This is a genomic window from Methylomagnum ishizawai, assembly GCF_019670005.1.
GTDB classification, from domain to species: domain Bacteria; phylum Pseudomonadota; class Gammaproteobacteria; order Methylococcales; family Methylococcaceae; genus Methylomagnum; species Methylomagnum ishizawai.
This window is the reverse complement of record NZ_AP019783.1, coordinates 2,719,971-2,743,672: the sequence shown is the minus strand read 5'-3', so window position 1 is coordinate 2,743,672 and position 23,702 is coordinate 2,719,971. Positions and strand designations below refer to the sequence as shown.

Genomic DNA, 23,702 nt, shown 5'->3' with positions numbered 1-23,702 from the left:
GCAAGTATAGACGGCGGATGTTGCGGAAAATTCAAGGTGCCGGTCCTGCGCGGTTTTCCGAATCCAGGCGGATGGCTCCGGTGGGGGCTAAAAACTCCGCACGGCGCGCACGTGGAACGGGTAGCTCTTGGGGGTCGGGCTTTGGCCGCTGGCACCGAAACCCTGGCCCCAGGCATAGCGGTCGTCGTATTGGTATCCAGAGGAACTCCAATAGAGGGCGCTGGCGAATCCCCCCACATTGGTCAGCGGCGCGGCGGCCCCCGGCCCGATATTGGTGTACATGAGGTTCAGTTCGTCCTTGGAGGGCAAATACCAGTCGGTGTATTTGCCGATCACCAGGTCGTAGCAGAGCCGTGCGGCATAGCCGCCCGCGCCCTGCGCGGCGACGATGGCCTCGGTGTTGGCCTGGCCCATGCCGATAGCGGTGTTGTCCGGGCCGCCCGCGACCGGGAAGTACATGCCATTCCACCAAGTGCTGTCCGTGCCTTGATCGGTCGGCGCGGCGATCAGGCCATGGCTCTTGGCCGCGTTGAGATAGAAGATGATCCCGCCCTGGTAGGTCTTGCCTATCGCCAGGGGGCTGGCATCCTGGAACACCGCCGCCGCCGCGCCCAGCGTCTCGCCGGGGCTGACGGTGCTGGCGTCCACGCTCACGAAACCCGCCTTGGTGAATCTCCAGGCGGTTTCGGGGTCTTTGTTGAGGGTCAGTTGCACCCATCGCTTTTGCCGGGAGGCTTGGTTGACCGGTACTTCGAAGCAGGGCGCGAGCGGGTCGTCCGGCGAACAGGCCGCCCCGCCCGAGGGGTTGCCCTTGGGATAGACCCGGTAGGGCGCCTTGCTGGCCGTGCCCTGGGCCGGTATCTGTACCCATACCTTGTAGATGAGCGGGCCGGGATTGAGCCAAGTGAAGTTGGCATTGCTGCCGCCCTGGGCGTAGCCGCTGGCATAGATCTGGGTGCCTTCGGGTGGAGCCGCCGGAGCGGCGGTGCCCGCTACGGCCAATAGCCCGGCCAAGGCGAGTAGCCTGATGATGGATCGCATGATGTGTCCTCGTGGAACTATGAAAGGAATCCCCCCAACCGGGACACGGATAGCATACGGCGGAGCATGGCGATATGCACGATAAAGGGACACTTTCCGTCAACCGGCGGATCGCGCCAGCGCCGGGACGGCACGATTCCGCGAAGATCAAGCCGCGGGCGCGGCCACCGTTCCAGTTTCCCCGGTCGGCGATTCGGGCTCGATCACCAGGGCCGCACGGGTTTCCCCCGCGCCGATGGTCAGCAAATCCCAGGTCAACAACACCGCCCCGGCGAGGGTCATCAAGCCGAACACCAACCGCCACACCATCGACTGCACGAACCAGGGATGGGTCTGGGCCGCGAAATAGCCGCTCCAGGTCGAGCCTTCCACGGCGCGTTCGATGAAGGATTGCTCGTAGCCCGCGATCAACAAGGCCACGGTCATTCCCAGCACACCGAAATTCAATAGTCCCATGGCCCATTTCCAGCGCCAGCCGTGGGCCAGGTTGCCGCCCATCCACACATTGCCCCGCCATTGCTGCACCGCCAGATAGAAGAAGGCGATGTTGATGGTGGCGTAGGCGCCGAAAAAGGCCAGATGCCCGTGCGAGGCCGACCATTGCGTGCCATGGGTGTAGAGGTTGATCTGGGGCAGGGTATGCATGAAGCCCCACACGCCCGCGCCCAGGAAATTGCCGAAGGTGTGGGCGATGATCCAGGCCAGGGCCGGATGGTTGCTGCTCCTGAAATTATGGGTGCCGGAATCGTAGATGGAATGCACCACCATCGCCACCAGCGGGATCGGTTCCAGCGCCGAGAAGAAGCCGCCTATCGCCAGCCAATAATCCGGGGTGCCGATCCAGAAATAATGATGCCCCAGCCCCAGGATGCCGGAGCCGAACATCAGGGCCACTTCGATATAGAGCCAGGTCTGGACGATGCGGCGGCGCGCGCCCAGCAGTTTCATCAGGCTCCAGGCCATGATGCAGCCCACCAAGACTTCCCAGGTCGCCTCCACCCACAGGTGGATGACCCACCACCACCAGTATTGGTCCACGGTGATATTGGTGGCGTAGAACATGCCCGCCATGTAAAGGCCAGCCAAGGCCACGAGGTCCAGGGTCAACACGCCGGAAATCCCCGACCAGCGGCCCTTGGCGAAAGTCCCGGCCACGTTGTAGAAGAATACCAGCATCACGGCGACGATGCCGATATCGGCCCAGCGCGGGGCTTCGATATATTCGCGGCCCTCGTTGATGAGCCAGCGGGTGGTGTCGTTGCCGGGGCCGGTCTGGACCAGGAGGTAGACCAGCACCACCACGGTCACGGCGGCGGTCAGCACGTAGAAGGCGGTTTCGCCCCATTTCAAGCCGGCGATTTCGGTGCCGCTCTCGTCCTCCAGGAACCAGTACACCGAGCCGATGAAGCCATATAGCATCCACACCACCATGGCGTTGATATGGACCATGCGGTTCACGCTGAAATCGACGAGATCGAACAGGAATCCCGGCCACACGAACTGGATGGCGGCCAATAGCCCGAACAGCAATTGGGCCAGGAACAGGACCATCGCCACCGCGAAATATTTCACGGCGAGTTGTTGCCCGCCGTTGAGGTGGTGGCTGTCGAGGCGGGCGAAAGCCCCGGCGACTTGGCCGGGCAGGGCGGCTGCGCGTCTGATCATGGCTGCTCCTGGGCGTACAAAGTTTTGAAGTTGTGCGGGAAACCGTTGGTATCGATGGCCGACATCCATTTGAGGAAGGCGACGACGCCATGGGCTTCCGCGTCCGTGATGCCGAGTTGCGGCATCCGCCGACCGCTGCCGTAGGTGCGGGGATGGTTGGGCGGGTCTTTCAGGAACTCCAGCATCAGCTGTTCGCGGTTGGCGGCGTCGATCCAGCCGGGGTCCAGCCAGGCTTTGGTGAGATCGGGCGCGTAATAAGCCCCGTTGCCCAGCAGGGTATGGCAGTTGATGCAGTTCTTGGCCTGGGTGGTTTTCTTGCCGAGGGCGACCAAGGCTTCGGCTTCGGTTTCGCTGAACACCTTGCCGAACAAGGGTTCGTCGCCGCCGATCACCGGCAGGTAGCGGTTGGCTTGCGGGTCGAAACGGTAGTCGATCTTTTGGTTGATGACGGCGTAGGCGGGTACGCGCTTGCCGCCCGCCGCGACCTGGGAGAGGGAATCGAAGGTCAGGCCGATCAGCAGCACGAACGAACCGGCGGTCACCCAGACCGCGGTTTTCTTCCAAAAGGCTTCGGAAGCCCAGCGTGGCGGGGAATTCATGGGGATGGCTCCTGTGGTGGGTGGGAGGGGGGAGGGACTGCGTCGTCTTCGGCTGCGTGGGTGTCGGCGCAGAGCCGGAAGATGGCGCGGGGCGCGAGGAAATAGCCGACCAGCATCGCCGCCGCCAAGGTCCGCCAATAGCCATCGAGATGGGCGGTGGCGGTCAATATCCACACCGACACCGCCAGTACGGCATAGGCCGCGTAGGCCCAGCGCAGCAAGCCGGGACGCCGCCCGAGCCTGGCCCAGGCATAGCACAGCGCATAGCTGGCCCCGCCGAGGATAATCGCGGCGGCGGCGAAAAAGGTGAGCAGGAAATCCTGGAGTTCGACCGGCTGGATCATGGGGCTTGGACCACGGGTTGCGGGACGAGGTTGCGGTACATCGCCGCGATCAAATCGGACTGGGTGACGATGCCGACCAGTTTGTCGCGGGCATCGACGACGGGGATTTGGTGGATGCCGCGTCCGCACAGGAGCGGGGCGAGGTCGGCGACCGGGGTGCCCGCCCGCACGCTGACCACCGGCGCGGTCATGATCTGCCCCGCGACCTCGGGCTTGCGCGAGTGGACGCCCGGCGTGGTTTGGAGCAGCCGCCGCAGCTTGCCGCCCATGCCGTCGAGGCGCTCGATTTGGGCGTGGCGGAAGAAATCGGTCAGGGTGATGATGCCGATGACATGGCGGCCGCGGTCGATGACCGGGATCGCCTTGATGTTGTGGCGGCGCATCAAGGCCCAGGTTTCTTCCAGGTCGGTCCCGAATTCGACCGTGACCGGATCGCGCGACATGATGCCGATGCAATCCTGTTCGCCGAATCCGCGCCGGTAGGCGTGGTTGGCGGCGAGTTCGTAGAGTTGGCGCAGTTCGGCTTCGCTCACGTCGACGAAGGCATGGATATCGTGCAGGGCGGCGCGGAGGTCCGCGCCGTTCAGGCCCAGCCGTTCCAAGGGCGGCGGGTGGGCCGGGGTCGGCGCGGGTTTGGCGGGTGGGCGTGGGCGGTGGGCGAGTTTGGCGAGCGCCAGCAGGAGGCCGAGATTGAGCGCCAGTGGTGTCAGCAGGAATTCATAGCCCAGCGCCCGCACGCCGTCCCCGCCCAGGACCGCGTACAAGGCGGTGGCCCCGCCGGGCGGATGCAGGCAGCGGGCGCTGTGCATGGCGAAGATGGACAGTCCCAGCGCCAAACCGGCGGCGCTCCAGGGATCGGCGATCCAGCCGGCGCAGGCCACGCCGACCAGCCCCGACAATAAATGCCCGCCCAGCACCGCCCAGGTTCCGGCCATCGGGCTGTGCGGAACGGCGGACAGGATGACCGCCGACGCGCCCATCGACGCCACCATCGGCAGGGCCGGGCTGGTTGCGCCGCCGACCCAGGCCGTGGCATAGATCGCCAGCCCGGCGGACGCGGCGATCCGCAGCCGGGCCGGGAGGGCGACCGGATTGGCTTCCCTGGGCCGAAGCGCCGGCAGCTTGAAGCGCCCGCGGAATCCCGGCGCGGTGTCGCCGTTCATGCGCCCGGTTCCGTGGCGGGTCCGACCGTGAATTCGTCGGCGTGGATATTCCGTAGCGCGGCACCGGCCAGGAAGGCTTTTTTCTTGCCCAGCTTGACCATCTCCGGGTGGCCGCAGAAGAAGATACGCCAGCCGTCGAGCTTGGGGTTGTCCCGCAAAGCCACCTCGTGGACCCGGCCTTGGGCGTAGCCCTCGGGCGCGTCCGGCCCGGACAGGCAGGGGATGTAATCGAAATGGGCGTGCCGTTGGGCCAGAGCCCGCAGTTCCTCGGCCAGATACAGGCCTTCCGGTGCGCGGCTGCCGTGATACAGCCGGATCGGCCCGCAATGGCCCTGGGCCAGCGCGTCGCGGACGATGCCGTACAACGGGGCCAGCCCGGACCCGGTGCCGATCAAGAGCAGCGGCTGTCCGGGCGTGCCGGACGGGTAGTAGCAATCGCCGGCCGGACCCTGGATCGTCACGGTCTGGCCGGGCCGCAGTTCCCCGTGGACCCAGCCGCTCACCCGGCCCCCGGCCAAGCGCCGCACATGCAGGTGGATATGGTCGTCCAAGCCCGGCACGCTGGCGATGGAATAGCTGCGGACCTGCCCGGTGCCCTGGAACAGGTTGATGAATTGGCCGGGGCGGTAATCCAGCGGCGCGTGGCATTCCAGCGCCACCCGCATGATCCCGCCGCCCAAAAGGTCCAGGCCGCGCACGGTGGCGGTCTGGCGGTCTTCCTCCGCATCGGGCAGGACCACCCGCAGGTCTTGCGTGGGATGGCAGACGCAGGCCAGGAAGTAATTCCGGGCCTTGAGGCTGTCTTTCAGGCCGTGCTGGGCTGCGGTTGGCGGCGTGCCTTCGGTGGAACGCATCAGGCAGGTTTGGCAGACGCCCGCCCGGCACGACGAAGGCACGGGCACGCCCTGGCCGGTTAGGCCATCCAACACCGATTGCCCCGGTTCGAGTTCAAAACGCTGGTCGGCGTAATGGATCGCGGCCATGGCGTAACCTCCGGTCCTAGCGGCCCAGCACGTCGGCGCGGGTGCTTTCGGCGATGGCCGCGACCTGGGCGATGAGGCCCTCGGCGACGCCCAGGTCCCGCAGCGTGCCGCCCAGGTTCTCGATCACGGCATCCACATGGCTATCGTCCAAGCCTTTCGCCACCAGATGGGCATGGCCGCGCCGCATGTCGAGCCCGGTATAGTGGTGCGGTCCGCCGAAGGCCATGGTGAGGAAGGCTTTCTGCTTGGCGGCCTGCTGGTCCATGTCCACGCCTTCGAAGAAATGGCTGATGCGGTCGTCGCCCAGCACCTTGCGGTAGAAGATATCGACGGCGGCATCGACGGCGGCTTGGCCGCCGAGTTGTTCGTACAGGGAGGGGGTATTCTGCGACATGCTTGGCTCCGATGGGGGCTGATAAGGGTTGCGCGGGATGGCCACAAGAGGCCGGTCCTCGGAACGCCGGTGTTAGCAAGCCCGGTGCCAGAGCCTATCCCATTGATAAAAAATGGATTTATATTCTTGTATCGACCCGATGTTGTTAAGATGACAGCCCCGGTCGGGTGGCCTGGGCCGGTCCGGCCAGGGAATGCCCGAGGATTCGCGGCCCTCGCGGGGGAATCGGGCCGTGGTGTCGAAATAACAAGCCCCGTGTCGATTTGACTGCCCTATGAAATCCCGGCCCGCTTCCCATCCGAATATTTCCCAAGCCAACGTCGATGAGGCCATCCGCGCCGCGGTGTTGAACCTGACCGCCGAGGTGTCGATGCGCGAGCGCCATCTCCGCTTCCTGGAAATCTTCGCCCGCGTCACAGGGAACCAAGCCTGCGCCCTGCTGCGCTACCGGGAAGGGGCCTTGGTGCCGGTGGCGACCTTGGGGCTTTCGCCCGAGGTGCTGGGCCGCAAGTTCCTCCCGGCGGAACATCCGCGCTTGGCGGCCATCGTCGAATCGCGCGCGCCGTTGCGCTTCCCCGCCCACGATCCCCGCCCCGATCCCTATGACGGTTGGTTGGCCGGGGATGCCCATGGCAAGTTGCAAGTCCATTCCTGCCTGGGCTGCGGCCTCTACAACGAAAACACCTTGTTCGGGGCGCTGACGGCGGACGCCTTGCAAGCCGGGGTGTTCGACCGCATCGACGACCACGTTTTCCAGACCTTCGCCGCCATCGCCACCGTGGCCCTGCGCTACGAAACCTATATCGGTACCTTGGAAGACCTCGCCCGCCATCGCGGCCAGGTCGCCGCTGAGTTGGTGAACGAGGCGCTGGCGCGGAGCGGCCCGGTGCTGGGCCAAAGCCCGGCCATGCTCAAGCTGGACCGCGAGATCGATATCGTCGCCAAGTCCGACCTGACCGTGCTGCTGCTGGGGGAAACCGGGGTGGGCAAGGAAGTCCTGGCGCGGATCATCCATTCCCGCTCGGCGCGGGCCGGCCAAGCCTTGGTCTATGTGAACTGCGCCGCCCTGCCGGAAGCCCTGGCCGAGAGCGAATTGTTCGGCCATGCCAAGGGCGCGTTCAGCGGGGCGGGGAGCGAGCGGGCCGGGAAGTTCGAACTGGCCGACGGCGGTACGCTGTTCCTGGACGAGGTGGGCGAGCTGCCCCTGGCGATCCAGGCCAAGCTGCTGCGGGCGGTGCAGTTCGGGGAAATCCAACGGCCCGGCTCGGACAAAGCGCACTGGGCCGATGTCAGGATCATCGCCGCCACCAACCGGCTTTTGGAAGAGGAGGTGAGGGCGGGCCGGTTCCGCGCCGATCTTTATCACCGGCTGACGATGTATCCCTTACGGGTGCCGCCGTTGCGCGAACGGGTGGAGGATATCGCGGTGCTGGCCGGACATTTCCTGGATCGGGCGCGGGTCAAGCTGGGCCTGGAACGCTTGGCGATGATGCCCGCCACCATCGAGGCGCTGAACCGGTATGCCTGGCCCGGCAATGTGCGCGAACTCGAACACGCCATGCTCCGCGCCGCCCTCCGGGCCGCGGCCAACCGGGGCGGGGCGGTGGTGCTGGAGCCGGGCGATCTGGATATGGCCGAGGTTCCGGTGCCCGGCGAAGGGATGCCCGCGCGGGAAGATATGCCATTGTCGGTGGCGGTGGACGATTTCCAGCGGCGCGCGATCCTCGCGGCCCTGGCGGCGGCCGGGGGTAACTGGGCCGGGGCGGCGCGGCGCTTGGGCTTGGACCCTGGCAATTTGCACCGGCTGGCGCGGCGCCTGGGTATCAAATAGCCGGGACCGGGGTATGGGTCCGGTGAGGAAAAAGCGTGCCAACGCTTATCTTAGGATGCGCCTTTTATGGTATCTTTCGCGCCCATGCACCATTTCGACGAAACCTTCAGTACTTCCTACCTGGTCGCCCTGCTCATGGGGCTGTTCAGCGCCCTGCATTGCCTGGGGATGTGCGGTTCCATCATCGGTTCCCTCACCCTGAGCCTCAAGCGGGAAATCCGCGAGCAGAAGCATCTCCTGATGCCCTTCGTGTTCAGCTACAACCTCGGGCGGATCGCCAGCTACTCCCTGGGCGGGCTATTGGCCGGGTTGGCCGAGCATATGTTGAGCATGCCCTTGGGCGAGGGCCACGGCCACCGCATCCTACAAATCCTCTCCGCCCTGATCATGGCCGGGGCGGGCTTGCATATCGGCGGCTGGTTCCCGCGCTTCGCCTATATCGAAAAGATCGGCGGCACCATGTGGCGCAGGATCGAGCCTTATGGGCGGCGCTTGATCCCGGTCGAGACCCTGCCGCAGGCCTTCGTGTTCGGCATGGTCTGGGGTTGGCTGCCGTGCGGGCTGGTCTATACCGCCCTGACCTTGGCCGCGACCACGGGGGATGTGGTGCGCAGCACCTTCACCATGTTCGCTTTCGGACTCGGCACTATGCCCGCGGTAATGGGGGTCGGTATAATGACCTCTTGGATGGTGCGTTTATCCAGCATGAAAAAATTCCGCCAGGCGACGGGTATCACCTTGATCGCCCTGGCCCTATTGGCTGCGTTCCCCTGGTTGAATCCCATGGTGCGGCACTCGATAGGTATGTAATCAACGATGGGAGGTTGAGGCTATGTTTCAAAGATTGATCGGCCAGTCGCCGAATTTCGAGGCTTTGCTGCGGAGTGCCAGGATGGTGGCCGCGACCGATGTGACGGTACTGGTGGTCGGCGAAACCGGTACCGGCAAGGAAGTATTGGCCCAGGCGTTGCAGCAGCATAGCCCCCGCGCCGACAAACCGTTCATCACCCTCAATTGCGCCGCCCTGCCGGAATCCCTGGCCGAATCCGAATTGTTCGGCCACAGGAAGGGCGCGTTCACCGGGGCCATCGGCAACCAACTCGGGCGTTTGCAGGCCGCCGACAGCGGCACGGTGTTCCTGGACGAGGTGGATTCCCTGCCCGTGGCCTTGCAGGCCAAGCTGCTGCGCTTCCTGGAAACCGGCGAAATCCAGCCGGTGGGCGAAACCCAGACCTCCAGGGTCAATGTCCGCATCCTGGCCGCCACCAACTCCAACCTCCAAGAAAAGATCGCCAGGGGCGAATTCCGCCGCGACCTCTATTACCGGCTCAATGTCGTCCCCTTGGAAATCCCGCCGCTGCGCGAGCGCATGGGCGATATCCAGGTCTTGTTACAGCATTTCATGCGCCAGTTCGCCGAGGAGCATCGTTTGCCGGAGGCCAGCTTCAGCAAAGTCGCCCTCAACCGCCTGTCGGCCTACCACTGGCCGGGCAATGTCCGCGAGCTGCGCAATGTCTGCGAGCGCCTGTCGATCCTCCTGGCCGGGCGCGTGATCGAGGAAAACAACCTGCCCTCGGAAATCATCAACCGGGTGCCGGTGCAAAAGCCCTTGTTCGACCTGCCCGAACTCGGTATCGACCTGGAGAAGGTGGAGATGGACCTGATCCGCCAGGCCCTCAACCGCACCAACGGCAACCGCAGCCGCTCGGCGCGGCTGTTGGGGATTTCCAGGGATACCTTGTTGTACCGTATGCAGAAATATGGGATCAGCTAAGGGATCGTCCGGCGTCCGCCTGGACCGTGGCCGGTCCGGGCGGACGCCGGGTCGGTCGTCCTACTGCCCCGCCGGTGGCTCCGCACACCGCCCCCCTCCTTCCGCGCCATCCACTTCCTCCGCTTCCTTTCGGCTAATCCGCCACGCCCGCCCTGGTTTGACGGTTCCGGCTCCTTCCCAAGTCCGTGGGATGGATTTCTCCATCCGGCTTCCCCGCCCGCCGGGTTTGTTTGGCGGGGTGTTCGATGATCTACGTATTTAGGCAAGCGTAATGCGTGATATCGCTTTGGTCGTGATTTTTTGCCTGGTCCTGCTCAGGGTCTTCAAGGAGCCCCTTTACGGCGTCCTGTTGTGGAACTGGGTATCCTTCATGAATCCGCATCGCTTGGCCTACGGGTTCGCCTATTCGTTCCCGTTCGCCCTGATCTCCGCGGTCGTGACGATACCCTTGGCCTTCGGCGCCAGGCGGAAGATCAATCCGATGTCCGCCGCCGCGATTGGGATGTGCGTGCTGTGGGCGTGGATGGCGGTCACCTCTGCGTATGCGATGATCCCGGACGAGGCCTGGATCCAGTACAAGAAGGTTTCGAAGATATTTTTCATGGCCATCGTCACCGGGATGCTGCTGGTGGATAAGGCCGCGATCAATAAGATGATCGCGGTGGTCGTGGGTTCGTTCGGATATTACGGGGTGAAAGGGGGGATATTCACCATAATAACCGGGGGGACACAGCGGGTTTGGGGGCCGAGCGGATCCTTCGTGGAAGGGAATAACGAGGTCGCCGTCGCCCTGCTGATGACGGCGCCTTTCTTTTATTATTTGTCGTCGCAGGTGCGGCAGCGGTTTCTGAGGTTGGCCCTGCTGGCCGGCATGGGTTTGACCGTGGTCGCCGCCGCCGGGACGCAATCGCGTGGCGCCCTCTTGGCGGGCTGCGCGATGCTGTTCTACTTCTGGTTCAAGGTCAAGAACAAGTTCAGGATCGCGTTGCTGGGGGGATTGCTGGTCGGGGTGATCCTCGCCATGATGCCGGCCGCATGGTACCAGCGCATGCATACCATCGAAACCTACCAGCAAGATGCGTCCGCGATGAGCCGGCTCCAAGCCTGGACCGTGGCGACAAGGATCGCCCAGGACAGGCTGACCGGGGGGGGCTTCGAACTGTGGTCGGTCAATGCGTATACCTTATATTCGCCCGAGGGTTTCTACAGGAATTCCCAGGGCGGCGCGTTCGACGTGCATAGTATTTATTTCGAGATACTCGGCGAGCATGGTTTCCCAGGGTTGATCGCCTATTTGACCATATGGTGGCTGGTGTTCAGGGATACCCGTTGGATAACCGCGAAAGCCAAGGGCGTCGCGGCCTTGCAATGGGCCGGGGATTTGGCGCGGATGACACAGGTTTCCCTGATCGCCTATGCGACCGGCGGCGCGTTCCTGGGGTTGGCGTATTTCGATTTGCCTTGGTGCCTGCTCTTCATCGTGGGCGCGGTCAAGACCGCCGTCGGCAAGGAAATAGCGGCTTCCGCCGCTGGCGTAGGCGTAGGCGTGGACGCGGCCTCCGGCCACCCCGCCACGCAGGCGGGTTTCGTCAGGACGAGGCAGGGCGGCGCTTGATCTCGTGCACCGCGCTGGCGTGCCGGGTCAAGAGGACGTTTCGAGCCTGGCGGGCCGCAGCAGGCCCATCACTTCGGCCAGTCCCGTACGGTTGAACAGCAGGTTCCCCAGCAGATAAGCCAGCGCGCCGGTGAATACCAGTATTCCCAGCCGGGGCAGGGGCAGCAGGGTTAGGGCGTGAAGTGCTGGCGGCACCGCCAAGGAGGCCAGGCCCTCGCGCATACCCCACACCGCGCCGTACATCAGCAGGCTGGCGAACAGGGGCTTCAAAAACGCCAGGATCACCGCGGACAGGGTCAAGTCGAGGTGCCGGCGGGAGAGGGCCACATTGGCGAGGAAGACCAGCGGGAACGCGGATATCCAGGCCAGCGCCATGCCCGGCAGGCCGGCTTGGCAGCCGACGACGAACGCGGCGCACATCACGATGGCGGTCGAAACCGTGTTGCGGAAGCTCACATCGGCGCGTCCGACCGATTGCAGCCCGGCGTTTATGATCGGGCTCAGCACCCGCAGTGGCATGATGAGGCAGAGCAGCGCGAGCGAGTCGGTCGCTTCCAGCCATTGCCCGCCGAGCAACCCGGCCACGAGTTCCGGGGACACGCACGACATGCCCCACATGACGGGGAAGGATAGCAGGCTGATACCACGCAGGCTTTTCAATAGGTATTGGTTGACATTGCCACCGTCACGCTTGACCTTGGACATGGCGGGAAAAGCCACTTGGTTGAGGATGGCGGAAAAGCGCGATGCGGGCATCGATGCCAGGTTCATCGAGACGGAATATAGTCCGAGGTCGTGGCCCCCCAGCAGTTTTCCGATCACGAACGAATCGGCTTGGGAATAGATATAGAATATGAACTGGGTGGCCGCCACGTCCCGCCCGAACCGGATGATCTGGCCACTGCCGGAAAAACGGAATAAGGGTAGGTGGAAATAGGGGCTGATGCAGTTTAACCCTATCGCCCGGAATGTGGTTTGGAATACCGTGCCCCAAACCAAGGATAAAGCGCCATATCCCTCGCGGGCCAGGAAAAGTATGAGCAAAGCGCCGAGGAAATGGGACGAAAAGTCGATGAACGCCCGTTCCCGGTAGCGCATCGCACGGTCCAGGGTCGCGTTGGGGATGACCGCGAACGCGGCGGGGATGAATTGCAAGCTGATGACTTGCATGACCGCCTCTATGCGTGGCTCCGCGAAAAACCATGACGCGAGCGGCGCGACCCCGAAGGCCAGGAGCGCGGACACGCAAAAATTCGAAGTCAATACGACGGCGAAAACCTGCCGGGTTTGTCGGGTTGAAACCTCTTTCGATTGCACGAGGCTATAGCCCAGCCCGATTTCGGCGATGAAGGCGAATAATCCGCTGAATATGGTGGTCATCGCCACCAGTCCATAATCGTTGGGAGCCAGTAGGCGCATCACGACGATGGTAATGGCCCAAGACACGATCTGCGAGCTTAATCTACCGATTAAAGTCCACTTGAGCGCGGACAATACTTGGGTGCGGAGGTTCACGGGTGGGGTTTCTAGGTGTTTCTTGGGCGGACCCGGCCAAATAATATCGGCATGCTGAAATTCTCGTCTTTGATGCGTTCTATCGAGATCACCTCGAAGTGCCGGACGAGGAATGCCTCGAAAGTGCGGGCGTTGAACTGGACGACATGTTCCGGCTCGTCGATGGGGCCGAGGCAATCGTCTGGGACAAAGAAAAAGGCTTGTCCACCCGGCTTCAAGGCGCGTTTGATTTCGTTGGCGAAAACATCCCGGCGGATAACATGCTCGAGTATCTGGGAAGCGATGATCGCGTCGAAGCCCGCATCGGGCACCGGCAAATAAGGTACTTTTCCTGGGTACATTGTGAAGCCTTCTTCCCGTAGACGACCGACGGCGTACTCGGAAATCTCAATGCCTGAGAGATCGCCATAGCCGCGTGCTTTGAGGTCGCGGAGTATACTGCCGTTGCCGCAGGCGATATCGAGGATGGCCGCATCCAGGGGGGTATACCGTGCGATCAGCGCGTTTTTGGTCGGCCAGGTCCTAAGATGCCAGGTTTCCGCGAGGCGGGCGTCCCAATAACCGGGTGATTGGTGCCTTCCGAAGAGGTTCGCGGCCAAGTGGTATACCAGCGGGAAATGCCGCGAGATCGCGGCCCTGATGCGCCAAGGTATCGGGTTCATCGAATTAGCCTGCCAGGATGAAATTGAAAAACGCGCTGGGATGGTTGATTAAATCAATGTCGCCAGCCCTTTCAAACTGAAATAACCGATAGTATTATCGGCGCTCAACATACCAACACCAATAGTCGAGATCAATGCTAGAGCTATTCCGCCAGAAAATGCCCCTGTCCTGCCTGCTGCACGGCCTACTGGAACGCTGCTTTGCGGCGGAGAGGCTGGACAGGATTTTCCTGGAGAACGCGAAGGAGCAATACACGCGGGAAATCCTATTTTCGACGGTGTGCGACCTCATGCTGAGCGTGGTCCTCAAGGTCCATCCCTCGATCAACGCGGCCTACCAGAAACACCCGGAACCCCTGGGGGTAACGGTATCCGCGCTCTACGAGAAACTCAAGGGCGTTGAATTATCCGTGTCCCAAGCCCTGCTGCGCGATACCTCGGAAGACCTGTCGGATATTCTCGATGCCCTGGGTTTCACCCCCGAACCCTGGTTGCCGGGTTATCCGGTCCGCCTCCTCGACGGCAACTGTCTGGCGGCGAGCGAGAAACGCCTCGCCGTCCACCGCGAGGTCGGCGGTGCCGCGTTGCCGGGCAAGTCGCTGGTGGTGTTCGACCCGGAGCGCCGCCTGATGCGGGACGTGTTCCCTTGCGAGGACGGACATGCCCAGGAGCGCCGCCTGCTCGACGCCGTGGCCGGTATCCCCAAGGCCGGCGAACTGTGGATCGCCGACCGCAACTTCTGCACCGTGGGATTCCTCGACCGGCTCCAGGGCCGGAACGCCCACGCCTTGATGCGCTTGCACCTGAACCTGCCGCTGACCGAGGAAACCCTGTTTTCCCAGGCCGGGGAACAGGGCGGCGGGCGGCTTTTGGAAAAGCGGGTCGGCGTGGCCGGGCGGCCCTATCGCCTCGTCCGCGTCGAACTCGAACAACCCACCCGCGACGGCGATGCCTTCGTCGATATCCTGACCGACCTCCCGGCGGACATACCCGCCGCCACCGTCGCCGACCTCTACCGCAGGCGCTGGACCCTGGAAACCGCGTTCCAACACGTCGAAAAACATTTCAAGTCCGAGATCGAAACCCTGGCCTATCCCAAGGCCGCCCTGTTCGGATTCGCCCTGGCCCTGGTCGCCTATAACCTCTTCTCGGTCATGATCTCGGCGCTGGACTGCGCCCATGGAAAACCCGTGTCCAAGGATATCTCCGGGTATTATCTCTCCCACGAGATCGCCGCCACTTTCCTCGCGCTCATCCAACTCAGCGGGGTCGGCGACTGGCTGTTCGTCTCCGAACAAACCCCGGCGGAATTCGCCGCGTGGCTGCGCGAAACCGCCCGGAACATCCCGTTGCGTACCCTCAAAAAGCATCCGCGCGGCCCGAAAAAGCCCATCGACAAACCGCCCTACGACCCGAAACAGCCACATGTCTCGACATATCAATTACTTAGGAAGAAGAAGCAGTCACTTTGAAAGGGCTGATCAATGTCGCTTAAATCCAAAAACAAGGCTCCGGCGAGGGGAATCCTATCGCCCATAGTTACGGATGGCTGGTGTTTCTGGGCGGAGCCTCTTGGTTGGATGGCGACCTGGCGGGTTGAATACGATGCCTATTCCCATGTCGGAAATTCAACCCCAAATCCGGCCATATATGGTGAAGCGTTCCTGCCGCCAAAGGTTTTCCAGTGTTTGATCCATTAAGGCGGCATCGATTAATGCCAGGACACCGCTGCCGACCTTGGCCTCGCGTATCACTCCTGCCCGTATAAATGCGTTCCTTACCAATTCGCAGTCGCGAATCCTGGAAATGAATGGATCATGCGCCTGGGTAATGACTTTATATCCCTGTCCTTGGGTATCTACGCAGGAAACCTCGAATATCTCATCCGCATAGACCTTCACCGGAAAATCATTTCCCATCCGGTCCTCGGTACGGTGGAAGCTGGTGGTGCTATTCAAGTCCACCCCGATCAGTAGTATCTTGCCTTTCGCTTCCACCAGCCGCGCGAAGGGGGATAGGTCGGCGAAGGGGGTTCGGCATAGGTGGTGTTCCCCCACGAAATACCCGGCGCGTGGTCCGAAAGCCAATATCGAATGGCTAGGATGCAGGCTGCGTTGCCCTCCTGGGGTTCGGAGCGCATATTCGCTCAGCGAGCCCATTTTGCTGGGCGAATTGGCGGCGTCGAATACCGGATGCGAAGCTAGATATCCATACATCAAGGTATTGAAGGGAAATACCGGATATAGCATATGTCCTTCACCGCCGACTTGCTCGGCGATGAGATTGAATACCGCCTGCGGCCCGCCGGTTATTTTGCCGAGATTGCTGATCCCGCTATGGACCATGACGGTATCCCCGGAACCCAAGCCCAGGTCGGTCAAGGCCGTGGCGATGGCCGCTTTATCGACGATAACTCGGGCCGCACGGGATGGCTTGGGGGTATTATCGCCGTTTTCCTGCGTAAACTTGCGCAGACGGCGTTGGATTTTCGCCGATAAGCGGCAGGCGTCGCGCTGGATGGATCTGGCATAGACCGAGAGGGGGTGGCGCATGGGTAGGTTCCAGGGCTGGTTGAAGTCCATAAGGGCGTCGCCTATGGGGGGGCGGACGGTGTCCCCCACCTATTGTTGGCGGCAGCGATAAATCGAAGTCGCCGCCGGCCAAGTCAAGGATTTCCAATATCCAAATTCCGGATTATGGGGCGGCGGCCGGGCAGTCGAGTTCCATCAATTGGGCGTCGACGCAGAATTTGGCAGCCCAGTTGAGATATTCGAAGCGCCCGTAATCGCCATCGACCGGGAACGCGCCCCGGACGCCACCGACGATATCGGGATCGCCGCTGATATGCACCGTGCGGCGGACGTAGCGGTTGGCGCGGCGGGCGGCGTCGAGGTAGGCGGCGTTCCCGGTGATCGCGTGCAGCAGGAACCAGCAGGCCGCGATTTGTACGCTGCCGGTCAGGCACACCCAATCCACCGTGCCCTTCCAATCGCAATCGAGTTGCCCGGCGATGCGCCCGTCGGCCGCCAGGGTCCGCAGCAGCGCGTCCGCCGTCTTCCGCGCCGCCGCCAGCAGGTCGGCCTCGCCCGAGTAGCGGTAGGCTTCGATGACGCCGCGCAGCGCATAGCCGATGGTGTGGGTCAGCGGTTGTTCGGGGGAGGACAGGCAATTGCTGGCGAACCAGCCATTATCGCGCTGTTGGGTCAGCGCCCAGCGGACTTGCCGGAGGCCGGCCTCGCCATAGCCTTGGTCCGGGGCCAGCCGCGCCGCCTCGAACAAGCCCCAGGATACATGGGTTTCGTAGGCTTTTTCGCCGGGCGCGGCGAACGGCGTGGGATGCTTGCGCCAGCAGCCGTCGGCGTCCTGGCTGTCCCTGAGCCAGGCGGCGGCCTTGCGCATGGGTTCTTGGTAGGCCTCGCCGAATTTGCGTACCCCCGCCGCCAGCCCAATCAGGATTTGCCCGGTGTTGAACGTGACCGGCACGCGCGGGTCGGCGTCGATCTTGCCGCCTTGGAAGCCACCTTCGGGGAATTGGATGGACACCAGCCAGTCCAGCATCCGCCGGGCGCGGTCGGCGAGCGCGGGGTCGTGGGTGCGGTCGGCGTAGTCGATCAGCGTGGGGACGATGTAGCCCGAGGTTTCCGGGTAGGCACTGGCCCAGCCCTTGAGCAGGCTGAAGTCGCGCGCGGAGCCGCCGTCGCGGTGGAGGGATTGGTCCTGCGAGCGCTTGAGCCAGGCGATGCCCGCCGCCGCCACGGCCTCGGGTCCGGGATCGAGGTCGGACAGGCCCGCCCGGTCCAGCAGGAGTTGCCGCTGGGCGGGCGCGGGCAGGCGGGGCTCGTCCAGGTAGCGGGTTTTGATCCGGGCGGCGATTTGCTTGAGTCGGGTCGCGGTGGTTTTCATAGGCGATGCGGGGTCGTGGTGGATGCTTGGGCGGGGACGGCGGTTATGCGCTGGCCTTGCGGGCATAAAGCGCGTCGAAATGCTCGGCCAATCGTGCGGTGCGGTTCCGGCGGGAGGCGGCTTGGATGGTCGTGGCGGAAGGCGAGGGAGGCGTCGCCCCCGTGTCCGTGATGCGGGCTAGCAGCGCGGCGATGGCGGCGGTGTCGTCCAGCGGGGCCACGAGTTCCACGCCGGCGGCGGCGAGGGCGCGGGCGGTATCGCCCCTGGGGTCGGTCAGCCCCAGGATGGGCCTCCCGGCGCGCAGGTATTCGTAGAATTTGGCGGGAATCTGGTCGTTGCAGTTGCCGGCCTGCATGATGAGCAACAAGTCGGCCCGCATCATCTCGGCCAGGGCGTCGCGGTAGGGCACGGGCGGGGCGATTTCGATGAAGTCGCGCACGCCTTGCTGCTCGGCTATCGCCAAAAGTGGTGCCTCGTGCGCGGGGGCCCGGAAGCGCACCACGAAGCGTTCGGGCGACAGGGCATGGGTTTCGCGTAGCCGGCGCAGGGCGGCGAAGAAATGGGTGGGGTTGCGTTCCGAGGGGTAGGCGATGCCGCTGTGCAGCAGGGTGAGCTTGCCGGGGTTCAAGGGTTCGCCGCCCGGTGCCAGTCCTTCGAAGCATTCCTCGTCGTAGCCATTCTCGATCAGGTTCAGGCGGTCGGCGCGGTGGGGATAGCGTTCGGAGTAGAGGCGGATGTTGCCGGGCGAGGTGCAGACCGACAGGGCCGCGTGGTTCACGGCGTAGGCCTCGATGCGGCGGTAGCTTTCGCGCACCACGGGGTCGCGGGGATAGTTGGCCTCCACCATCGGGTCGCGGAAGTCCGCCACCCAGGGCAGGCCCGTCAGCCGGTGCAAGGTGCCGCCGATCTTGTGCGCGGTGGCGATGGGATAGGTGGACCAGATCAGGTCGGGGCGGTGCTGGCGGATCATCCAGAGTCCCGGCAGGATCGCGCCCAGCCACCAGGTCGCCCAGCGGTCGGGCAGGGCCAGGCATTGCGGATAGCGTCCTTTGATCGAGAGGTGCCGGGCGGTATTCAGGGCCGGGGCGCGGCTGACGGTGGTGCCCGCCGGAATCTCGCCGAGTTGGTCGGGGGAGGTCTGCTCGTAGGCGATGGGGTGGGCGGTCAGCACCATCGGTGTCCAGCCGAATTCCGGCAGGTACTTGGCGAACCTGAGGGTTCTCTGGATACCGCTGCTGCCCGCCAGCGGCGGGAAATGGTAGGCGATCATCAAGACGCGCTTCATGGGGAGGGTGGACCTGTTCGGCTTTGCTGGCGGTTGATGGGCGGGGGTATTCGAGCGGTCCCTTGGAGGACCCTTTGGAAAACCGCGTTGCTCACATTTCAAGGGTTGGCCTTCGGGCCGCCCGGAGTGTTTTTCTGGGTGTTTTCCGGGGGACTTCCACTCCCGGTATGCTGGGTATCCGGCTTGGGTGTGGTTCCACTGCCGGAGGCCCTTTTGGCCTCCGCGTTCAGCCGGGCCGCGCGCCGGGTCAGGATCGGGGAGTTGGGCGATAGTTGCAGGCCCGTCTGTATTATTTTCTTGGCTATTTCCGGCTGTCCGTCTTTCGCATAGATTTCCGCGAGGTCGGCATAGGCTTTTTCGTATTTCGGATTGAGTTTGATCGCCCGCTGCAAATCCGGTATCGCCTTGACGGTTTCTTTGAGCAATACGTAAGCCTTGGCCCTGGCGACCAGTATTTCGGGTAGGAGGGAAAAATCGGGAGGGGATCTTTCTATGGAGTAGTTGTAATCCTCGATCGCATATTTTAAGAGCGAATTCCTCTCGGTGGGAGGCGTGCCAAAGCTGCTAAAATATCTATTTACGGTGGTCTGCCCCCAACAGAAATGGTGGTAATGATTGAAGCCGGGGCCAAGCATTTTCAGCCATTTATTGTGGTCCTGATTCATTTGCTCCGAGGTTCTGCCGAAAGTGGGTTGGCCATGGCTGGTATTGGATTGGAATTTGCACGCCAGGGGAAGCCTGCGGATTTCTTGTTCGGTGGGAATGGCCGCGTGGATCGGCGGGGCTGAAATCAGACCCAAACCCGAGGATACGAAGTAAAAGAAACGGAGCAGGGGTTTCATGGCGTTTTCCGGTGGGCGGCGGGCGGAATCCGCGCGGGGGTAATGCAAGGGGTTTTCGACGGCCATTGTTATAAATCCAGCGCCACGGATTCGGAATATAGATAATCGATATCGGTATCCGCCAGGGTCGAGCTGAGGTAGAGCTTGGGAATGAACCCCGAGCGCAATTTGCCCGGCCAGGGCCGACCGCTCAAATGGCGGCATTCCACATGCGTCGTCGCCAGGCCATGGCGCAGGAAATAGGACCGGAGCTTACCCAGGTTGCGCTCGAATACGCCGGGATCGCTGAGGTGGATGATCTTGGCGGCGGGCAGCCCCTTGAAGCGGGTCCGTTTATAGACCACGTGGCACCATGCGTCCGCGTCCCCAAGCGCGAGATGTTTGAGCCAGGGGAAGCCGGCGTGGTCGCGGTAGGCCGCCCCGTCTTCCGGGCCGAGCTTGGCCTTAAGCTCATCCTCCCGGTCCAGCACTTTCCCGCCGCAAAATCCCGGTACATTGAAAACCACCGCCTGCCGGTCGTCCAGCGGCTTGAACTTGAGGAAGCGCAGCGTCCCGGCGACCACCTGGGTCGGCGAGAAATCGGTGAAATGGAAACCCGGTTGCGCAACCACCGCCATCGCCAGCTTCATGCTCTGCTTGCGGTGGGCGTCCAGCACGCACCAACTGGTGATGTTGCAGAAACGTTCGGGCCGGCCCCGGATCACGCGGTCGGCGTAGAGCGCGCCGATGCCGCCGACGATCCGGTCCCCGTCGCGCAGCAGGAAACCGTAATTGGGCGGTTCCGGGGTCCATTGCCCGCGGAAAAAGGCTTCCCATTGATCGGCCCGGAAGGCGGGATTCAGGTTTTCATGCAGGAAGGCCGAGAATCCCGGCAGGCTGTCCGTGGTGATGGGTTCGATGACGGGGGGCATGGGCTTCACCAGGACGCCAGCCAGGCGATGGCCCAATCGGCCACTTGGGCGCGCTGGGCTTCGGAGGAGAAGGTGTGGTCGCCATCGAGGGTGTCGTGGCGGCAGCAGCGTTTGGCGCGGAGTTCGGGCTCCCAGCGCTGGGGATCGGCCTGGATGGCTTCGTCGAATTCGCGGGCGATGAGGTCCCTGCCGCTCATCACTAGCATGACGGGACCGCCTTGGAAGCGCGAGAAGCCCGCCAGGAAGGCTTCCGGTAGGGGCAGGTCGCGGGACAACGGGGCTTCGGTCCCGGTGCCCGCCTGGGCCGCGCCAGGGGATGCCGGGCCCGCTTGCCGGGCGAGCCGGGCGAGCCGGACCAAGGACCGTAGCGAAGCGACCGGGTCGAATTGGAAGGAGAACACCTTCTTCCAGAAATCCGGGTTCTTGAGGCGGTCGAGGTAATAGTGCCGCATGAGGGTCCGGGCTTGGCCCTCGGCGGTGCGGGTCCAGGGATTGAGCAGCACCATCCCGCGTACCCGCGGGTCGCGGTAGGCGTAGAACACGATGGCCGTCGCCGCGTTGCATTCGCCCCACAGGACGATTTCGGTGAGTCCCGGCGTTTCCTCGCAGAAACGGTCGATGGCGGCGCGGATGTCTTCGTCTATCCATTTGTAGCCGCGGAATTCGCCGTGGCTGTCGCCCGTGCCGCGATAATCGAAGCGGAACACGGGATAGCCTTCGGCGGCGAGGCGCCGCGCCCAGAGCGTGAGCTGGCGGTGGCCGCCGACGCGGTACTGGGGACCGCCCGCCAGCACCATCAGCACGCCACGGCGGGCGGGCCGGTCCGGGTGGTGGCAGATGCCGACCAAGGGCGAACCTTGGCAGTCGAAGGTGAAGGTGGTTTCTTTCATGCGGGAATCCATTGGTCGCGCAGCCAGCCGGTGGTGAGTTCCAGTGCCTTGGGCGCGATGGCCCGTTCATGGGCCTGCCAGAACGGCGGGTCTTGGTAGACGGCCACGTCCGGGTTCAAGCCGGCGGCGGACCAGGTTTCCAAGAGCTTGAGGCTGGCGCTGGTCGGTTCGGGAGTGTCGGCGGCGAGGACTTGTTCCAGCCAGAAGACCGGGGTGCCCGCGGGCGGCGCGAGCCGGGCCAGATGGGCGGCGTCGATGGCCGCGGCCAATTCCGGGTGGATTTCATAGCCGGCCACCTCGACGCAGTGGCCCGCGGCGAACTGTTGGCGCAGGAAGCCGGTGGTTTCCTTGGCCAGATCGGGGCGGTCCAGTTGCGCGGCCAGGCGCAGGCGCAGGAATTGGGTGAAATGTTGCTTGCCATCGATCACCGGCTGCCAAGCCAGCAGCGCGGTGGCGGGATCGTTGCGGCGGCGCAGGCTTTCCGCCGCCAGCAAAACGCCCATGCGGACGCCGAGCAGCGCCCGGCGGGCACCGCGCTGACCATCCAGCCAGGCCAGCGCGGCTTGAAGATTGTCCAGCCAGATTTCCCAGCGCCCGTCGCGGTATCCGCCCTCGCTGTCGCCGGTGCCGAACAAATCCAGCACCAAGGTGCCGATGCCATGGGCGGCCAACGCCCGCGCTTGCAGGGTGAGTATGGCCCGGCAGCGGTTCATCTCCTCGTTGAAGGGCGGGACGACCAGGACGTGGCCGTGGCAGGGGGCGTCCGGCCCTGGGCGGTGATGCACGGCGAACAACCGTCCCCCGCGGCTATCGAGGAAGCCGGGAGCGACTTCCACGCTCGCAGCCTGGGGTTTTAAAGTCCCGGCCACTACAGCGAGCCCTTTTTCTTGAGCGCGAACCCGGCCATGGTCGCGATGGTGCCGAGGTTATCGACGGTGATTTCGTCCTGGGCCAGGGGAATCTGGAAACGATGCTCGTACCAGGCCAGCAATTGCAGCAGTCCCGCCGAGTCGATCAAGCCCGTCGCCGGGATCAACTCGTCGTGGGTCAATGCGCGGGCGTCTTCGCCCAACTGGTCGGCGATTTCGACGATCTTGGCCTTGATGGCCTGTTCAATAGCGTTGCGGTCGGGGGCCATGATGGGGGTTCCGGGGGTCAGGGGGTGTCCGAAGGCGGTTTGCCCAGCTTGCGTAGGGCCGAGACGACTTGGAAACCGTTCAGCACGCGGTGGTCGTAGGTCGCGCCCAGCACGGCGCGGCCTTGGGCGTCGGCGGTGTGGGCCACCATCAAGGACGCGAGCGGGGGCAGCACGGGGATATGCTGGCTGACTTTCCAGCGCTCCATGCTGGAAAACCCCAGGGTCGCGCCCCTGGTTTCATCGGCGGCGAGTTTATGCACCGCGGCGCGCCGCTGCAAATCCAGCAGGGCGTTGACGAATTCCAGCGCATCGCGCTGTTCCGCGTCCCGCAGCACGCACAGGTAGAGGGTTTCATCCACCTGCGCGGTGAAGCCCAGGTTCACGGCGGCGTATTCGTAGCGGCGTTCGCCGACCAGGGCGCTGTTGAGCTTGGGCATGGCGGCGGCCAGCCGGGTCAGGCGCCATGCCATCAGCGAGAGCAAGGGGTTGAGCATCAGCTTGTGGCGTTCCGCGAAAGTCCGGGCATACTCGGCCCAGGGCCGGGGATCGTATTCCAGTTCGATATAACCGGGCACGGCGTGGTCGCGATGCCAAGTCACCGTGGCCAGCATGCCTTTCTCGTCGCCCTGGAGTTCGCGCCATTGGCCCGGAACGCCGGGCGTGGGTTCCGGGGCGCGGGCGGTGGAGCGGGGCGGTGGCGGACCGGCCAGCGGGGCGAGTCCTTGGGATGCGGCGTAGCTCGACACCGCCGCGGCGGTCAAGCGCGGGCCTTGGGCGGGAACCTGGGCGGCGGTCAGCCCGTAGCGCTGTAACAGTTGCCGCGCCTTGGCGGTGGGCGTGGCGATGGCACCCTCCGGCGGCGGGGTGTCCAGGTCCGTCGCCGCCTGGGGTACCGCTTCGTCGGGCGTGGCGCCCAGCCAGATCAAGACGCTCCCCACGGCGATCTGGCTGTCGAGGGGGGCGGCGATGTCCAGTACGTAGCCCTCGGCGGGCGCTTCGATCTCCATGATCGCCTTGTCGGTCTCGATCTGCGCGACGGCTTGTCCACGGGACACCCGGTCGCCGACCGCGACTTCCAGCCCGACGAGGCGGACTTCATCGTCATTGTTATTGACTCTCGGCGTATGTACCGGGATGGCCATGGCGT

The 23,702-nt window shown here is 63.9% G+C and carries 23 protein-coding genes; 5 read left to right on the top strand and 18 right to left on the bottom strand.

The window, feature by feature from the left end; translation table 11 throughout:
• Window positions 1-87: 87 nt before the first annotated feature.
• The 7 genes from K5658_RS12380 to K5658_RS12350 form a co-directional block, all read right to left on the bottom strand.
• Window positions 88-1,041, bottom strand: a complete 954-nt coding sequence (locus K5658_RS12380) for an Lcl C-terminal domain-containing protein (RefSeq protein WP_221063442.1) — start codon at window positions 1,039-1,041, stop codon at window positions 88-90.
• Window positions 1,042-1,188: 147 nt separating this feature from the next.
• Complete coding sequence (locus K5658_RS12375) at window positions 1,189-2,706, bottom strand: cbb3-type cytochrome c oxidase subunit I (RefSeq protein WP_221063441.1); 1,518 nt, start codon at window positions 2,704-2,706, stop codon at window positions 1,189-1,191.
• Window positions 2,703-3,305: a cytochrome c gene (locus K5658_RS12370; protein WP_221063440.1), complete on the bottom strand. Its 603-nt coding sequence runs from the start codon at window positions 3,303-3,305 to the stop codon at window positions 2,703-2,705. The genes K5658_RS12375 and K5658_RS12370 overlap by 4 nt, the downstream gene beginning before the upstream one ends.
• Entirely contained in the window at window positions 3,302-3,649 is a 348-nt protein-coding gene (locus K5658_RS12365; protein ID WP_221063439.1) for a hypothetical protein, read from the bottom strand. The genes K5658_RS12370 and K5658_RS12365 overlap by 4 nt, the downstream gene beginning before the upstream one ends.
• Window positions 3,646-4,812, bottom strand: coding sequence for an HPP family protein (locus K5658_RS12360; protein ID WP_221063438.1), 1,167 nt, complete (start codon window positions 4,810-4,812; stop codon window positions 3,646-3,648). Before K5658_RS12360 ends, K5658_RS12365 begins: the two co-directional genes overlap by 4 nt.
• On the bottom strand, window positions 4,809-5,795 hold the full coding sequence (locus K5658_RS12355; RefSeq protein WP_221063437.1) for a 2Fe-2S iron-sulfur cluster-binding protein: 987 nt from the start codon (window positions 5,793-5,795) through the stop codon (window positions 4,809-4,811). Before K5658_RS12355 ends, K5658_RS12360 begins: the two co-directional genes overlap by 4 nt.
• Window positions 5,796-5,811: 16 nt before the next feature.
• Window positions 5,812-6,189 carry a group I truncated hemoglobin gene (locus tag K5658_RS12350; RefSeq protein WP_221063436.1) on the bottom strand — a complete coding sequence of 126 codons (378 nt, stop codon included), beginning with the start codon at window positions 6,187-6,189 and terminating at the stop codon, window positions 5,812-5,814.
• Between the two features lie 274 nt (window positions 6,190-6,463).
• Here K5658_RS12350 and norR point away from each other — a divergent pair, with 274 nt between their 5' ends.
• The 4 genes from norR to K5658_RS12330 all read left to right on the top strand — a co-directional run bounded on the left by norR (window position 6,464) and on the right by K5658_RS12330 (window position 11,409).
• Window positions 6,464-8,020, top strand: coding sequence for a nitric oxide reductase transcriptional regulator NorR (gene norR, locus K5658_RS12345; RefSeq protein WP_221063435.1), 1,557 nt, complete (start codon window positions 6,464-6,466; stop codon window positions 8,018-8,020).
• Between the two features lie 66 nt (window positions 8,021-8,086).
• A complete protein-coding gene (locus K5658_RS12340) occupies window positions 8,087-8,830 on the top strand; it encodes a sulfite exporter TauE/SafE family protein (protein WP_425515849.1) in 744 nt (247 codons plus the stop codon).
• Between the two features lie 22 nt (window positions 8,831-8,852).
• Entirely contained in the window at window positions 8,853-9,794 is a 942-nt protein-coding gene (locus K5658_RS12335; protein ID WP_221063434.1) for a sigma-54 interaction domain-containing protein, read from the top strand.
• Window positions 9,795-10,065: 271 nt separating this feature from the next.
• Complete coding sequence (locus K5658_RS12330) at window positions 10,066-11,409, top strand: putative O-glycosylation ligase, exosortase A system-associated (RefSeq protein ID WP_221063433.1); 1,344 nt, start codon at window positions 10,066-10,068, stop codon at window positions 11,407-11,409.
• Window positions 11,410-11,436: 27 nt separating this feature from the next.
• Here the strand turns inward: K5658_RS12330 and K5658_RS12325 are convergent, their stop codons facing one another.
• Both K5658_RS12325 and K5658_RS12320 read right to left on the bottom strand, forming a co-directional pair.
• Window positions 11,437-12,924 (bottom strand): lipopolysaccharide biosynthesis protein, encoded by a 1,488-nt coding sequence (locus K5658_RS12325; RefSeq protein ID WP_281425887.1) that lies wholly within the window; start codon window positions 12,922-12,924, stop codon window positions 11,437-11,439.
• 11 nt (window positions 12,925-12,935) lie between these two features.
• Entirely contained in the window at window positions 12,936-13,586 is a 651-nt protein-coding gene (locus tag K5658_RS12320) for a class I SAM-dependent methyltransferase (protein ID WP_221063431.1), read from the bottom strand.
• 134 nt (window positions 13,587-13,720) lie between these two features.
• Between K5658_RS12320 and K5658_RS12315 the strand changes: the two genes are divergently transcribed.
• Window positions 13,721-15,058 carry a transposase gene (locus K5658_RS12315; protein WP_221063430.1) on the top strand — a complete coding sequence of 446 codons (1,338 nt, stop codon included), beginning with the start codon at window positions 13,721-13,723 and terminating at the stop codon, window positions 15,056-15,058.
• A gap of 156 nt (window positions 15,059-15,214) precedes the next feature.
• Here K5658_RS12315 and K5658_RS12310 read toward each other — a convergent pair whose 3' ends face one another.
• From K5658_RS12310 to K5658_RS12270, 9 genes are all read right to left on the bottom strand, one after another.
• On the bottom strand, window positions 15,215-16,168 hold the full coding sequence (locus K5658_RS12310) for an AAC(3) family N-acetyltransferase (protein WP_221063429.1): 954 nt from the start codon (window positions 16,166-16,168) through the stop codon (window positions 15,215-15,217).
• Between the two features lie 112 nt (window positions 16,169-16,280).
• Complete coding sequence (locus K5658_RS12305; RefSeq protein ID WP_221063428.1) at window positions 16,281-17,489, bottom strand: hypothetical protein; 1,209 nt, start codon at window positions 17,487-17,489, stop codon at window positions 16,281-16,283.
• Between the two features lie 43 nt (window positions 17,490-17,532).
• Window positions 17,533-18,774, bottom strand: coding sequence for a glycosyltransferase family protein (locus tag K5658_RS12300; RefSeq protein ID WP_221063427.1), 1,242 nt, complete (start codon window positions 18,772-18,774; stop codon window positions 17,533-17,535).
• Between the two features lie 98 nt (window positions 18,775-18,872).
• A complete protein-coding gene (locus tag K5658_RS12295) occupies window positions 18,873-19,616 on the bottom strand; it encodes a tetratricopeptide repeat protein (RefSeq protein WP_221063426.1) in 744 nt (247 codons plus the stop codon).
• Window positions 19,617-19,684: 68 nt separating this feature from the next.
• Entirely contained in the window at window positions 19,685-20,527 is an 843-nt protein-coding gene (locus K5658_RS12290; protein WP_221063425.1) for a hypothetical protein, read from the bottom strand.
• Between the two features lie 5 nt (window positions 20,528-20,532).
• Complete coding sequence (locus tag K5658_RS12285; protein ID WP_221063424.1) at window positions 20,533-21,417, bottom strand: hydrolase 1, exosortase A system-associated; 885 nt, start codon at window positions 21,415-21,417, stop codon at window positions 20,533-20,535.
• On the bottom strand, window positions 21,414-22,253 hold the full coding sequence (locus K5658_RS12280; RefSeq protein WP_221063423.1) for a hydrolase 2, exosortase A system-associated: 840 nt from the start codon (window positions 22,251-22,253) through the stop codon (window positions 21,414-21,416). Before K5658_RS12280 ends, K5658_RS12285 begins: the two co-directional genes overlap by 4 nt.
• A gap of 32 nt (window positions 22,254-22,285) precedes the next feature.
• The gene (locus K5658_RS12275) at window positions 22,286-22,555 is read right to left on the bottom strand and encodes an acyl carrier protein (RefSeq protein ID WP_221063422.1); all 270 of its coding nucleotides are present in this window, start codon (window positions 22,553-22,555) and stop codon (window positions 22,286-22,288) included.
• A 17-nt stretch (window positions 22,556-22,572) separates the two neighbouring features.
• Complete coding sequence (locus K5658_RS12270; RefSeq protein ID WP_221063421.1) at window positions 22,573-23,697, bottom strand: biotin/lipoyl-containing protein; 1,125 nt, start codon at window positions 23,695-23,697, stop codon at window positions 22,573-22,575.
• Window positions 23,698-23,702 lie beyond the last annotated feature (5 nt).